At 65.2% G+C, this 12,234-nt stretch carries 11 protein-coding genes; 8 read left to right on the forward strand and 3 right to left on the reverse strand.

Annotated elements, in window-relative coordinates:
* Positions 1–10 precede the first annotated feature (10 nt).
* Positions 11–550 carry an RNA polymerase sigma factor gene (locus HMPREF2656_RS05640; RefSeq protein WP_070614345.1) on the forward strand — a complete coding sequence of 180 codons (540 nt, stop codon included), beginning with the start codon at positions 11–13 and terminating at the stop codon, positions 548–550.
* Positions 551–559: 9 nt separating this feature from the next.
* Entirely contained in the window at positions 560–1,990 is a 1,431-nt protein-coding gene (locus HMPREF2656_RS05645) for a YkvI family membrane protein (RefSeq protein ID WP_070816070.1), read from the forward strand.
* Positions 1,991–1,993: 3 nt separating this feature from the next.
* On the opposite strand, the gene HMPREF2656_RS05650 is transcribed toward HMPREF2656_RS05645, so the two are convergent.
* Positions 1,994–3,022: an aspartate-semialdehyde dehydrogenase gene (locus HMPREF2656_RS05650; protein ID WP_070816071.1), complete on the reverse strand. Its 1,029-nt coding sequence runs from the start codon at positions 3,020–3,022 to the stop codon at positions 1,994–1,996.
* A gap of 12 nt (positions 3,023–3,034) precedes the next feature.
* Entirely contained in the window at positions 3,035–4,300 is a 1,266-nt protein-coding gene (locus HMPREF2656_RS05655; protein ID WP_070816072.1) for an aspartate kinase, read from the reverse strand.
* 91 nt (positions 4,301–4,391) lie between these two features.
* Here HMPREF2656_RS05655 and HMPREF2656_RS05660 point away from each other — a divergent pair, with 91 nt between their 5' ends.
* From HMPREF2656_RS05660 to HMPREF2656_RS05685, 6 genes are all read left to right on the forward strand, one after another.
* Positions 4,392–5,222 (forward strand): DMT family transporter, encoded by an 831-nt coding sequence (locus HMPREF2656_RS05660; protein WP_070614348.1) that lies wholly within the window; start codon positions 4,392–4,394, stop codon positions 5,220–5,222.
* 146 nt (positions 5,223–5,368) lie between these two features.
* Positions 5,369–7,180, forward strand: a complete 1,812-nt coding sequence (gene leuA / locus HMPREF2656_RS05665) for a 2-isopropylmalate synthase (RefSeq protein WP_070816073.1) — start codon at positions 5,369–5,371, stop codon at positions 7,178–7,180.
* A gap of 59 nt (positions 7,181–7,239) precedes the next feature.
* Positions 7,240–8,457: a hypothetical protein gene (locus HMPREF2656_RS12820; RefSeq protein WP_070816074.1), complete on the forward strand. Its 1,218-nt coding sequence runs from the start codon at positions 7,240–7,242 to the stop codon at positions 8,455–8,457.
* A gap of 13 nt (positions 8,458–8,470) precedes the next feature.
* Positions 8,471–9,454: an exonuclease domain-containing protein gene (locus HMPREF2656_RS05675; RefSeq protein WP_070816075.1), complete on the forward strand. Its 984-nt coding sequence runs from the start codon at positions 8,471–8,473 to the stop codon at positions 9,452–9,454.
* Positions 9,455–9,464: 10 nt separating this feature from the next.
* Positions 9,465–10,751: a Mur ligase family protein gene (locus HMPREF2656_RS05680; RefSeq protein WP_070421578.1), complete on the forward strand. Its 1,287-nt coding sequence runs from the start codon at positions 9,465–9,467 to the stop codon at positions 10,749–10,751.
* Positions 10,744–11,505, forward strand: coding sequence for a type 1 glutamine amidotransferase (locus HMPREF2656_RS05685; protein ID WP_070816076.1), 762 nt, complete (start codon positions 10,744–10,746; stop codon positions 11,503–11,505). Before HMPREF2656_RS05680 ends, HMPREF2656_RS05685 begins: the two co-directional genes overlap by 8 nt.
* On the opposite strand, the gene HMPREF2656_RS05690 is transcribed toward HMPREF2656_RS05685, so the two are convergent.
* A partial coding sequence (locus HMPREF2656_RS05690) for an HNH endonuclease signature motif containing protein (RefSeq protein ID WP_070816077.1) occupies positions 11,479–12,234 on the reverse strand: 756 nt, incomplete at its 5' end. The two genes, HMPREF2656_RS05685 and HMPREF2656_RS05690, sit on opposite strands and share 27 nt — an antisense overlap.

The raw sequence follows: 12,234 nt of genomic DNA on the forward strand, positions 1-12,234 counted from the left end.
TCTACAGGTTGTGAGCAGGAACGACGAAGGCTACATCACCGAACTGGCGCTACGCGCCGGCCGCGGTGACAAAGCCGCGCTCACCGAATTCATCCGCCTCACCCAAGACGACGTATGGCGCCTGCTCGCCCACCTCGCCGGCCCCCAACACGCCGACGACCTCACCCAAGAGACCTACCTGCGCGTCCTCGGCTCCCTGCCGCGCTTCCAGGCACGCTCATCCGCCCGCACGTGGCTGCTCTCGCTCGCGCGGCGCGCCTGGGTCGACTCCGTCCGCCACGACATGGCACGCCCCCGCAAGTCCGCCGCCGAATACGAAACCGTCGCCGCCTCCGACCCCAGCCCCGACAACCCCAACACGTGGGGTGACGTTATCGACGCGCGCTCGCTTCTCGACGAACTCCCCGCCGAACGCCGCGAAGCACTCGTATTAACGCAGGTCCTGGGCTATACCTACGAGGAAGCCGCGAAGATCACAGGCGTGCGCGTGGGCACCATCCGGTCCCGCGTTGCGCGTGCCCGTCGCGACATCATCGCTGGCACCGAGTAAATTATCTACATGCTGAAAAAAGCCTTACTTATCTCTGCCGCGTTCATCGGCACCGTGGTCGGCGCAGGCTTCGCGTCCGGCCAGGAGGCCATGCTGTACTTTTCCGCCTTCGGCACCCAGGGCCTGTGGGGAGCGATCCTCTCCTCCGCCCTCATGCTGATCGCAGGCGTAACCATCCTCCAGCTCGGCTCGTTCTTCCAAGCCAAGGAGCATATGGAAGTGCTGGGCATGATTTCGTCGAAAGTCATGGGCTGGATCTTGGACATCGCCACCATTGTGACGCTGTTCTCCATCGGCTTTGTCATGTTCGCCGGTGCTGGTGCCAACCTCAACCAACAGTTCGGCCTGCCCGTGTGGATCGGCGCGGTGCTCATGCTGCTGATGACGCTTGGCTTCGGCATGCTGGACGTGGACAAGGTCACCGGCGCTATCGGTGCGCTGACCCCGTTCCTGCTCATCTTCGTCATCGTCGGCTGTGGCTGGACCCTGGTCAACGGCCACCCCGACTGGGACGCCCTCAACATCGCCGCATCCAACGTGGAGACGTCACTGCCGAATTGGTGGGTCGCCGCCCTGAACTACACGGGCCTGAACATCATCTGCGTGACGTCCATGGCCATCGTCATCGGCGGTAACCAACTGGACACCCGCGCTGCTGGCCTCGGCGGCCTGCTGGGCGGCGTGGGCTACCTGGTCATGCTGATCCTGCTGGCGCTGTCGCTGCTGGTGAAGATCGAGACCGTCGAAGGCGACGACATGCCGCTGCTGACCTTGATCACCGACATCAACCCGACCATGGGCACCATCATGGCCCTAGTCATCTTCGGCATGATCTTCGCCACCTCGCTGAGCATGTTCTACGCCCTGGGCAAGCGCCTCGCCCGCGGCCGCGAAGAACGATTCCGCCTCATCTTCGTCGCCGCCTGCCTGATCGGCTTCGCGCTGTCGTTTGTGGGCTTCCAGTCGCTGGTGTCCACCGTCTACCCGATCCTGGGTTACCTGGGCATCCTGCTGATCACCGTGATGACCCTGGCGTGGCTTCGCGGCATCCCGAAACTGCGCAAGGAAGGCGACCGTCGCCGCCGCGCACTCGAACTGACGCGCAAGAAGATGGACCCGAGCGAGCGCTTTACCAAGAACGAGGAGCGCGAACTCGACTACATCACGTCCAAGTCCAACGTGGATGAGGAGGAACTCGTCGAGGCACTCGAGGAGGAAGTTGCGCAAGAGCTTCTCGACGACGACGAGATCGACTACGACGAAGAAGACCGCGAAAGCCCCTCCGACCTGGTCTACATCTCCTACACGGAGCCCGTGTCGGCCGAGGAGTACAAGGCGAACCCGGACGAGCCGTGGAACGACAGCACCGTCGACGACATGATCGCCGCCGAGGAGGCAGCCGAAGCCGCCGAGCGCGAGGAAGAGGAGCGCCGCCTCTAGCGGCTAGACCAGCAGCTCGGCGATCTGGATCGTGTTCAGCGCGGCTCCCTTGCGCAGGTTGTCGCCCGAGACCACAAACACAAGGCCACGGTTGCCGTCGATGGTCTGATCCTGGCGGATGCGGCCGACAAGGGAGTCGTCGATACCCGTTGCCTCGCGCGGGGTGGGCACCTCGACGACACGCACGCCCGGCGCGCCCTCGAGCACCTCGGCGGCGCGCTCCGGGGTGATCTCCTTCTCAAACTCCGCGTGCACCACCATCGTGTGACCCGTGAACACCGGGATACGTACGCAGGTGCCTGCGACCTTGAGTTCCGGGATGTCCAGGATGCGGCGGGATTCGTTGCGCAGTTTTTGTTCTTCGTCGGTTTCGAGGGTGCCGTCGTCGACAATCGAGCCCGCCAACGGCAGGGCGTTAAACGCGATCGGGGCGACGTACGGGCCGAAATCCTTGTTCTTGTCGGTGGCGCCGTCGCGCACCAGCACGTGCGGGTCGCCCAACTCGGCGACCTGGTTGGCCAACGCATCCACACCGGCGAGCCCCGAGCCGGAGACGGCCTGGTAGGAGGAGACGCGGAGGGTGCGCAGCCCGGCTTCGTCGTGAAGCGGCTTGAGCACCGGCATCGCAGCCATGGTGGTGCAGTTCGGGTTGGCGATGATGCCCTTGGCCAGGTTCTTCACCGTCTCCGGGTTCACCTCAGACACGACGAGCGGGACGTCGGTGTCCTTGCGCCACGCCGAGGAGTTATCCACCACGGTCGCACCAGCTGCGGCGAACACGGGCGCCCACTCGCGCGACGTGGAACCACCGGCGGAAAACAGGGCAATGTCGACGTCCGCGACGGACTCCTCGGTGACCTGTGTGAGGTCCTCGACGACGATGTCCTCGCCACGGAACGCAATCGTCGTACCGGCAGAGCGTGGCGACGCAAAGAAGCGCACCGTATCGGCCGGGAAGTTACGTTCGGTGAGGATGTCGCGCATCACGCGACCAACCTGGCCAGTCGCGCCAACAACTGCAAGCGTGGTCATTTGCAAAACTCCTTAACGTCCAGTGCCTGCGTACACCACGGCCGGCTCGTCGCCGCCGAGGTCAAACTTCGTGTGGATCGCACGCGCCGCCTCAGCCACATCAGCCTTGCGCACCACGGCGGTGATGCGGATCTCGGAGGTGGTGATCATCTCGATGTTGATGCCCGCGTCGCGCAGCGCGTCGCAGAAATCAGCGGTCACGCCCGGGTGAGACTTCATGCCAGCGCCGACGAGCGAGACCTTGCCAATCTCATCGTCGTACGTAATGTCGTCCCAACCTTCGTTGACCTGCATGGCGCGCAGCAGTTCCATGGTGGCGGCGCCGCTGGCCTTCGGCAGGGTGAAGGTGATGTCCGTCTTGTTGTCCTCGATGTTGGAGATGTTCTGGATCACCATGTCGATGTTCACCTCAGCGTCCGCGAGCGCGCGGAACACCTTGGCGGCCTCGCCCACCTCGTCGGTAATGCCCAGGATGGTGATCTTGCCTTCCGAGTCGTCGGTGGCCACACCGGTGAGAACTGCTTCTTCCATGGGGATATCCTCCAATGCTCCGGCGACCAGGGTGCCGGTGTCGTTGCTGTAAGACGAGCGCACCCGCAGGGGCACGTTAAAGGCACGCGCGTACTCGACGCTGCGCAGTACAAGAATTTTGGAACCGCTGGCGGCCAGCTCGAGCATCTCCTCGAAGCAAAGCTTGTCCAGTTTGCGGGCGTCGGCCACGATGCGCGGGTCTGCTGTGTAGACGCCGTCGACGTCCGAGTAGATCTCGCACTCGTCGGCGTTCAATGCGGCGGCGAGCGCGACGGCGGTGGTGTCGGAGCCGCCGCGGCCGAGGGTGGTGACGTCCTTCGTTTCACGGTTCACGCCCTGGAAGCCGGCGACGATGGCGATGTTGCCCTCGTCGATAGCTTCCTTCACACGCCCGGGCGTGACCTCGATGATGCGGGCGTTGCCGTGGCGCTCCGTAGTAATCACGCCGGCCTGGGAGCCGGTAAAGGACTGCACCTTCTCCCCCAGCGCGTCGACCGCCATGGCGACCAACGAGTTGGAGATGCGCTCGCCTGCGGTGAGCAGCATGTCCATCTCGCGCGCCGGCGGGGTCGGGTTGACCTGTGCTGCCAGGTCGAGCAGTTCGTCGGTGGTGTCACCCATTGCCGAGCAGACCACCACCACATCGTTTCCTGCCCGGCGCGTCTCCACAATGCGCCGGGCGACCGCGTTGATGCGCTCGGCGCTTTCTAACGAAGATCCTCCGTATTTCTGGACAATCAGTGCCATGTCAGCCTCCCACGGATCCTTCGTGCATTCCAACGGTCAAGAATAGCGTCCCAAAAGCGTTGGTTGGCGTCTCTCGCTAATATCATTCACCGTGCATAGTATTTTTCTCGCCGTTGTGTTCGCGCTGCTTTCGGCGGCGACGATGGCGGCGGGCACCGTGTGGCGCCACCGGATCATGCGTGACGGCAGTTCGGTAGTGAAATCCATGCGTCGGCCGGCGTGGTGGGCGTCGATGGGGCTGGCGTTTCTCGCCTACGGTTTCCAGGCCGCGGCGTTAGCGTTTGGCACCCTGCTGGTAGTGCAGCCGATCCTGGCGCTCTCCCTCATGCTCACGCTGGTGTTTTCGGCGCGCGCGGAGCATCGCCGGATGCACCAGGCGGAGGCGTTTTGGGCGATCGTCCTCACCGCGAGTGTGGCGAGTGTGATCGTGTTCGGCCGCCCCATCCCCGGCGAGCGCGAGCCCGCGACCTGGGAGTGGGCCACCGTGGTGGGGGTCGGTGCGGTGGTCTCCATACTCGCATTGGCCATTGCTTCTCGACGACGCCCCAACACCCGCGCACTCATCGACGGCATCATCTGCGGCGCCATGTTCGGCTTCCAGGCCGTGTTCTCCAAGGTGGCGGTGGACGCGTTCGTCCACGGCGGCATCTCTGGACTGCTCGCCTCCTGGCAACTGTGGGCCATGTTGGTCGCGGCGACCGCCGGCACCATCGTGCAGCAATACGCCTTCGCCGCCGGCAACCTGGCCACCTCCCTGCCAGCCTCCAAGATCGTCGAACCCCTGCTGGCGTTCTCGCTCAGTCTGACGTTGCTGGGTGAAAGCTTCAGGCACCAGTCGGTGCTTGGGTACGTGTTGGTGGGGTCGTCGATAAGCGTGATGCTCATCTCGGCGGCATTCCTCACACGCGTCTCCATAAAGTGATGTAGGGTGTGACGCATGTCGCAACGGACGCTTCTCCTTCTACGCCGCGGCGGGAATCAGGCCCACTAACACGGCCGGCACCCCGTCGCGGAGTTTCTCATTGCCGGCCGTGGACACCCCCACCCCGACAATGAAGGAACCAAACAATGTCCGACTTCTTTGCGCCCCGCGAAATCCAAACCCCATCCGGCCCACGCAACGAAGGCCAACCCGCCTGGAACAAGCAGCGCGGCTCCCAAATGCCCGTCGACCGCTACCTGACGTTCGCCCAAGAGGTAGAAGACATCACCCTGCCGGACCGCACCTGGCCCGACAAGAAGATCACCCACGCGCCGCAGTGGTGTGCGGTTGACCTGCGCGACGGCAACCAAGCCCTGATCGACCCCATGAGCCCCGAACGCAAGCGCCGCATGTTCAACCTGCTGGTAGAAATGGGCTTCAAGGAGATCGAGGTCGGCTTCCCCTCCGCATCCCAGACGGATTTTGATTTCGTGCGCGAGATCATCGAAAAGGACATGATTCCCGACGACGTCACCATCCAGGTCCTCGTCCAAGCCCGCGAGCACCTGATCCGCCGCACGTTCGAAGCCTGCGCAGGCGCGAAGAACGTCATCGTCCACTTCTACAACTCCACCTCCAAACTGCAACGCCGCGTGGTGTTCCGCAAGGACCGCGACCAGATCAAGGCCCTGGCCACCGACGCCGCCGAACTGATCAAAACCATCGCCGCCGACTACCCCGACACCAACTGGCGCTGGGAATACTCCCCCGAATCCTTCACGGGCACCGAGTTGGAGTTTGCGAAGGAGGTCTGTGACGCGGTCGTCGCAAAGATGGGTGCCACGCCAGACAACCCGATGATCATCAACCTCCCCGCCACCGTGGAAATGATCACCCCCAACGTCTACGCCGACTCCATCGAATGGATGCACCGCAACCTGGAGCACCGCGACAGCGTCATCCTCTCCCTGCACCCCCACAACGACCGCGGCACCGGCGTCGCCGCAGCCGAACTCGGCTACCTCGCCGGCGGCGACCGCATCGAAGGCTGCCTGTTCGGCAACGGCGAGCGCACCGGCAACGTCGACCTGATCACCCTCGGCCTGAACATGCTCACCCAAGGCGTCGACCCCCAAATCGACTTCTCCGACATCACCCGCATCCGCGACGTCGTCGAATACTGCAACCAACTGCGCGTACCCGAACGCCACCCGTACGGCGGCGACCTCGTCTTCACCGCATTCTCCGGCTCCCACCAAGACGCCATTAACAAGGGCCTCGACGCGCTCGCCCAAACCGTGCGCCCCGACGCCACCAGCGAAGACGTCACCTGGGACGAACTGCGCGACACCACCTGGGAAGTGCCCTACCTGCCAATCGACCCCAAGGACGTCGGCCGCACCTACGAAGCCGTCATCCGCGTCAACTCCCAATCCGGCAAGGGCGGCGTTGCCTACATCATGAAGACCGACCACGGCATCAACATACCCAAGGCCATGCAGCCCGAATTCTCCGCCGTGGTGCAAAACATCACCGACTCCGAAGGCGGCGAAGTCAACTCCAAGAACATGTGGGACATCTTCGCCCAGACGTACCTCGACCTGGACACCCCACTGGACCTGGCGTCCTACCGCATCGACGCCGCCGAAGAAGAAGGCGAAGACACGCGCGTGTCGGCGGTGGTGTCGTACGAGGGGGCTCGTCGAGAAGTGCAGGGCTCCGGCAACGGCCCAATCGCGGCGTTCGCCAACGCACTCGAGCACATCGGCATCGACTTCGAAGTACAGGACTACTCGCAGCGCGCCCGCACCGCAGGCGACGACGCCGACGCAGCCTGCTACATCTACGCCGACGTCGACGGCACCTCCGCCTGGGGCGTGGGCATCGCCGGCTCCACCACACGTGCCTCGCTTGAAGCGATCGTGTCGGCTGTGAACCGTTCCTACGTCAAGAACTAGGCCGCCCTGCCCAAGAGGTCTATACTTGGGCACACCTTTGCAGGCGGTGAGGAGAACGGATGCGAACCTACGCGGTACCCGGTGGCGGATTTGACGTCCCCATTGAGCACCCGCTTATCGACGACCCCACCGCCACCCCCTTCACCGCCACCCTCAACCCCCTCGACCGAGGCGGGTTCGAGGTACTGCACGGTGACGCCGTGGTTGGCACACTCAGCGCCGGACGCCGCGCCGACCTCGACCACATCGCCCGCCACGGCTTCGCACCCCAAGTGCGCGCACGCATCGACGGCGACGACATCGTCCTCGACCTCGCCGTCCCCAGCCTGTCCATCCCCACCAACGAACCACCCCGCGCCCCCTGGATCCTCCTCCCCAGCGGCCAGACCTACGCGGTGGGCCCATTTGAGACCGACCGGCACCCCGCCCAAGTCCTGGCAGTGATCGCTCCGGGTGGGGACGTGTCGGTCGATGGGCGGGTCGTCGCAAAGCTAGAGGCCCCGGATCTTGAGGACACGATCGCCAACCTCACCGCACGCGACCTCACCGTCGTCGCCCGCGGCACCGCCGACGGCCACACGCTGACCATCGACGCCGCACCACACACCGGCGACCTCAACATCTCACCCCTGCCATCTTTGCCCGCCCTGCCGCGCGAGAACGACACCGGATTCTTCGCCACCGTCGACGCCGAAGCCGCAGCCCTCGCAGCCGACACCGAAGACAACGCCGAACTCGACACCGCAGGCCGCAGCAGCGTCGCCAGCCGACTCGTCGCCGCAGGCGCCGCCGTCATCGCCGTCGCCGTCACCGTCGTCGGCACCACCATGATCAGCGCATCCTGGCGCGAAGACCAAAGCTCCGTCTCCCCCTTCCCCGAAACCGTCACCAACACGACCACGTCGGAATCGTCGGAATCGTCTGAGTCGGAGACGCCCGAGACGACCGAGCCTTCGGAGCCTTCGGAGCCGCCCGAGCCGTCCGAATCGCCCGCTGCGCCAAGCGCCCCCGCCGTGCGCGTACCCACCCCACAGCAACAACTGCCAGTGCCCGCACCGGCACCCGCTCCCGCGCCCGCTCCCGCTCCCGTGCCGGCACCAGCGCCTGCTCCTGCCCCGGCACCCGCACCCGCTCCGGCACAAGAGCAAGCACCGGCCCCCGCACCCGCACCTGCCCCGGCGCCCGACCCACGCCCATACGAATACTCCATCGGCGGCTTCAAAGTCCGATCCAACGCCCCGCTCGACCGCCCACTGTATGAGGTCACCGAGCCGTAGTACCCTCTGAACAATGAGTGACTACCCCTTCGTCGCAGTATTCGTGCAGGCAACCGGCATCCACCCGGCCACCGCACGCCTGCTCACCATCGACGCAGTCACCTTCGACGCCTCCGGCCGCATCGGCGAAGACTTCCACGCCGTGATCAACCCCGGCACCGACCCCGGCCCCGCCCACACCCACGGCCTCACCCCACACGACTTCGCCCAAGCGCCACGCTTCTCCCGCCACCTGCGCACACTGGACAAACTTCTCGACGGCCGCACCCTCATCGTCCACGACGCCCCCACCACCTGGGGCTTCATCGTCTCCGAGGCGAAACGCGCCATGAACGCCGCCGCCCGCGCCAACCGCTCACGCCGCGGCCGAGGCAACAAACGACGCCAACGCGTCGGACACGTGCCGCGGCCGGAGATGATTGTGGACGTGCTGGCGTCGTCGCAACGGAATGGCCACATCCCCACAGACACCCGCATCAACGCAGTCGCCAACATGATTGGCGTCGCATCCCCACCCGCAACCGCCTCGCTCGAACGCGCCCAAATCCCCGAAGCCGACTTCTCCCGCGAACAAACCCTCAAACTCATCGCCATGTACCTCCACATGGCCGACAACCCCGCCACCTACAACCCCGCCGACCTCACAGGCGACAAATTCAGCCTCCAACGCAGCGCCATCCGCGTCGACGCCGAAAAAGCCCCCGCACTCACCACCAACCCCGGCACACTCAGCAACGACGGACTCAAACCCGGCATGGAATTCGTCATCTCCGACGACATCACCCGCAACCCCGACGACCTCATCGACGCCGCCATGCGCGCCGGCCTGACCTACCGCGAAAAACTCACCCGCGAAACCTCCGTCGCCGTCTCCGACGCCAAACTCCACGGCGCCGAACTCCGCGGCAAAGCCATGCACGCCGACCGCAAAAACATCCCCGTCGTCTCCGGCGACGAATTCGTCCGCCTACTAGGAGACATGACCCCCGCAGAGTAGCCTTGTGCGCATGCAAGGACCCATCTCCCGAGCCCGGGCACGCCTAGCGACGACCGCAGCCAACCTCGCCACCGCAGCCTCCCGCGCCACCGGACGCGGCGCCGGCGGCATGATCGGCGGCCTCGTCGCAGGCGCGATCGACCCGAACATCATGGCCACCCTCGGCGGCGGCCGCCCCACCGTGCTGGTCACCGGCACCAACGGCAAATCCACCACCACCCGCATGCTCGCCGGCGCCGTCCGCACGAAACACACCGTGGCCACCAATGACGGCGGCGACAACATGGACGCCGGCATCATCTCCGCCCTACTCGCTGGCAAGGACGCGGAGGCCATCGTGCTCGAGTGCGACGAACTGCACGTCCCCAAGGTTGCCGAGCGCCTGCAGCCGAAAGCGTTCGTCCTTCTGAACCTCACGCGCGACCAATTAGACCGCGTCGGCGAGATCAACTCCATCGAACGCGCGCTACGTGGGGCGGTGATGGCGCATCCGGATGCGGTGGTCGTCGCTAATTGCGATGATGTGCTCATCTCCTCGATCGCCTACGACCACCCCAACGTCATCTGGGTCGCCGCGGGCGCCGGCTGGCTCGGCGACTCCGTAACCAACCCACGCTCCGGCGGGCACGTTGTTCGCTCGTCCCTCGCGAACAACGACGATATGGACTGGTACGCGGTCGAACCCCTCCCCGACGGCCGCGAATTCCGCCGCCCCACCCCGCAATACACCGTCACCGACAACGCCCTGCAAACCCCGCAAGGCGCGGCGGTACTCGACCTGAAACTGCCCGGGCGCGCGAACCGGGGCAACGCCGCCCAAGCCATCGCGTGCGCCGTCGAAGCCTTCGGGGTGCCGCTCGACGACGCCGTGCGCGCCGCCAGCGAAGTGGACAACGTCGCCGGCCGCTACACCACCGTCCACCTCGGCGAACACGACATCCACCTGCTGCTGGCCAAGAATCCCGCCGGGTGGCAGGAGGCGCTGTCGATGGTGGACCGTGACGCCGACGGCGTGGTCATCGCCGTCAACGCCAAGCAGGGCGACGGCGAGGACGTCTCGTGGCTGTGGGACGTCAAGTTTGAGGATTTCGGCGACACCCACGTCGTCGCCGCCGGCGAGCGCGCCACTGACCTTGCGGTGCGCCTGACGTACGGCGGCATTGACCACGAGCGCATCCCCGACCCTGTGGAGGCGATTCGTGCCTGCCCTCCGGGTCGCGTGGAGGTGTTGGCCAACTACACGGCGTTGCTGAATCTGCGCCGCGCGCTGTCGAAGCAGGAGGATTACCGTGCCTAAACTCACCATTGGTCTTGTGTTGCCCGACGTGTTGGGCACGTACGGCGATGACGGCAATGCGTTGGTGTTGCGTGAGCGTGCGCGTTTGCGTGGTTTCGATGCGCACATCGAGCGCTTTTTACTTAACGACGACATCCCCGCCACCTGCGACATCTACACCCTTGGCGGTGGCGAGGACGCCGCCCAGTTAATCGCCGCTGCCCGTTTGAGCGCCTCGCCGGGGCTGCAGGCGGCTGCCGCTGATGGTCGTCCGGTCTTCGCGGTGTGCGCCGGTTTGCAGGTGTTGGGTCACACGTTCCGTGCGCATGGCGAGGAGGTTGAGGGCGTGGGGCTTCTGGACATCACCACGTCGCCGTTGGATACCCGCGCGACGGGCGAACTCCTGTCCGAGCCGACGCAGGCCGGCATCACCGCCGAGCTGACCGAGACGCTGACCGGCTTTGAGAATCACATGGGCGCCACCGTGCTCGGCCCCGAGGCGCAGGCGCTGGGCGTGGTGACGCGCGGCGTCGGCAACGGTGCTGGTGCTGCCGCAACCGCAGCACCGAGCACCGCTGCGACCACTGGCGCGAAGGTGGATGGCGTGGTGCAGGGCAGCGTGATCGCTACTTACATGCACGGTCCGGCGCTCGCGCGAAACCCGCAGTTGGCGGATTTGCTCATTGCACGCGCGCTGGACGTGCCGCTTGCGGAGTTGGCTCCGCTTGATCTCGAGGATGTTGCCCAACTACGTCGTGAACGCCTCGCCAAATAGTTGGTCCATTGCCCCGCGGTTGGTGTTTTTCACCGGGTAGCCGCGGGGTGAGATCCATACTGGGGCACCCCGCACCATGACGATCCGGCCGCGTTTCTTACGCCACGGGTCATCATCATTCACCCGATTGTGATAGCGACACAACGGCGCCAGGTTGCCAATGTTGGTCTCCCCGCCATGCCGCCAGGCCTCCACGTGGTGTAACTCGCACACGTCAGCTCCGTGACGGCAGCCAGGAAACGCACACACCGGGGAGACCAGCTTGGCCAGATCGCGCTGTTTCTGATTCGCCAAACGCTGCGTGCGATACAAGTTCACCGCACCGGCCTGCGGGTGAAACGCCGCTACCTCCAACGCGTCGCCGAACTGAGCGGCCAAAAACTCCGCACCGGTCATGGTGGTGCCATCAGTCATCGCCAACAGAACATCATCACCATTGCCATCCAAGATGCGCAGATAATCCGGCAACGGTACTAACACCGTCGGACGCGGCGCTGCAGTAGCCACCTTGCCCTCGCCGAAGAAGATGCCAATCAGGTTCTCGGCAATCTGCGCCGCAGCCGGACGATCAGGGTCAATACCTAACCGCCCGGCGTGTTCCATGTCGGAGATCTCCCGCTCGTCGTAGGTCAGATGCAGGGTGCGTTTGCCGTTTCGCGACGGGCCGAACTTCGCCGCATCCACCGCAGGCTTCCTATCCGCCGGCACCAACGTGCGTGCCGCTGCCTC

The sequence above is a fragment of the Corynebacterium sp. HMSC034B08 genome (assembly GCF_001835805.1).
Taxonomy (GTDB): Bacteria; Actinomycetota; Actinomycetes; order Mycobacteriales; family Mycobacteriaceae; genus Corynebacterium; species Corynebacterium coyleae.

Excerpts from the sequence above, each read along its gene's own strand:
- HMPREF2656_RS05645 (WP_070816070.1), top strand. The coding sequence starts at position 560 with ATGCTGAAAAAAGCCTTACTTATCTCTGCCGCGTTCATCGGCACCGTG.
- HMPREF2656_RS05680 (WP_070421578.1), top strand. The coding sequence starts at position 9,465 with ATGCAAGGACCCATCTCCCGAGCCCGGGCACGCCTAGCGACGACCGCA.
- HMPREF2656_RS12820 (WP_070816074.1), top strand. The coding sequence starts at position 7,240 with ATGCGAACCTACGCGGTACCCGGTGGCGGATTTGACGTCCCCATTGAG.
- leuA (WP_070816073.1), top strand. The coding sequence starts at position 5,369 with ATGTCCGACTTCTTTGCGCCCCGCGAAATCCAAACCCCATCCGGCCCA.
- HMPREF2656_RS05655 (WP_070816072.1), bottom strand. The coding sequence starts at position 4,300 with ATGGCACTGATTGTCCAGAAATACGGAGGATCTTCGTTAGAAAGCGCC.
- HMPREF2656_RS05650 (WP_070816071.1), bottom strand. The coding sequence starts at position 3,022 with ATGACCACGCTTGCAGTTGTTGGCGCGACTGGCCAGGTTGGTCGCGTG.
- HMPREF2656_RS05675 (WP_070816075.1), top strand. The coding sequence starts at position 8,471 with ATGAGTGACTACCCCTTCGTCGCAGTATTCGTGCAGGCAACCGGCATC.